General features: G+C 40.3%; 1 protein-coding gene. It reads left to right on the forward strand.

Annotation, left to right across the window (positions count from 1 at the left end; genetic code table 11):
* Window positions 1-54: 54 nt before the first annotated feature.
* Window positions 55-1,568: IS1182 family transposase (locus GZ996_RS11595; RefSeq protein WP_162012124.1), on the forward strand; the 1,514-nt coding region annotated here is incomplete at its 3' end.

Here is a 1,568-nt window from a genome sequence, read left to right on the forward strand (position 1 = left end):
TTATGCCATGGTTTATAATTATAATAACCACAAAACAACTAGAAAGCCATGACTATGTATAAAGAGTATAACACAAATCAATTGAGTTTGGAACTAAATCTTGCTTACGATATCCCCATGAATCATGAAGTTAGACTCATCAGTCTTTTCGTGGACAGTATCCCTAATCATGTTTTGCTGGAAGAAAAGTCTCATACTGGCCGACCAGCCTTCCATCCGGCTATGCTCTTGAAGATGACGCTTTTTGCCTATGCTCGTCAGGTCTTTTCTGGCCGCAAAATAGTGCAAATGAATGATGAAGTCATTCCTATGAAATGGTTAAGTCAGGACACCTATGTTAGTTATAAGACCATCAATAATTTCCGTTCCAGCAAGCATGCTAATAACCTGATTAAGACTGCTTTTATTTACTTCACCTTGCTCATGCGTGAGAATGGTATGATTGAAGACGATGCTCTCTTTATCGATGGCACCAAGCTAGAAGCTGATGCCAATCTCTATTCTTTTACTTGGAAAAAAGCCGTCACTAAGTACGAAGACGCATTGAATAGTAAGACCGCTGAACTTTATGACAACCTTGTTCAAGAGGGGGTAGATTTAGCTCTCTCGAAAGAAGAATGTGAAACGAGCGAGGGATTAGTGCGCCTTTTGGAAGACACAGAGCAGGCCTTGGCGGAAGTTGAGAAAGCTATTTCTGAGGAACCCAAAGTTATCAAGGGTGGTTCCGCTAATAAACAGAAGAGACGTCGTATTAAGAAACTGCGCAATCAGTTGAGGAAAGATTACATTCCTCGTAAACAGAGGTATGAGGAGGCTAGAGAAATCCTCCAAGAACGCAACTCCTTCTCCAAAACGGACCATGATGCCACCTTTATGCGAATGAAAGAAGACCATATGATGAATGGTCAGCTCAAACCTGGGTATAATGTCCAAGCTGCCACCAATGGTCAATATATTCTTGCCTATGACATCTTTCCAAATCCAACAGATACTAGAACTCTAAAACCTTTCCTCCAATCCATCCAAACTCTGGATTTATTCGAAAACATTGTAGCTGATGCAGGTTATGGAAGTGAAGAGAACTACGTTTTTATAATTGATGAGTTGGAGAAAACACCTCTGATTCCCTATGGCATGTACCAAAAGGAATTGACTAGGAAATATAAGAACAGTCCTACTAATCCAAGTAATTGGGATTACCTTGAAGAGACGGACCAGTTTATTAAACCAGATGGAGTTGTTTATTCCTTTAAGAATTACTCTCGTCGAACTGACAAGTACGGCTTTAAACGTGACTTTAAAATCTATGAGGCGGATAACATACAGGACACGGAAGAGTTAGAAAAACTGGCTAAAACAGAAACCGGTCGTCAGAAACAGATTCACTACAATCCGACTTGGAATTATTTTAAGGAACTTATCAAGGAAGAATTGCATAGCGAAGAAGGCTCTCGTATCTATGCCAAACGGAAAATCGATGTTGAACCCGTTTTTGGCAGATTAAAGAGTGTTTTTGGTGTGCGAAGAGTTCATGTAAGAGGCAATCAAGCTGTCCAAACGGAAGTTGG

It is taken from the genome of Streptococcus sp. S784/96/1 (genome assembly GCF_902729355.1).
Lineage (GTDB): Bacteria > Bacillota > Bacilli > Lactobacillales > Streptococcaceae > Streptococcus > Streptococcus caledonicus.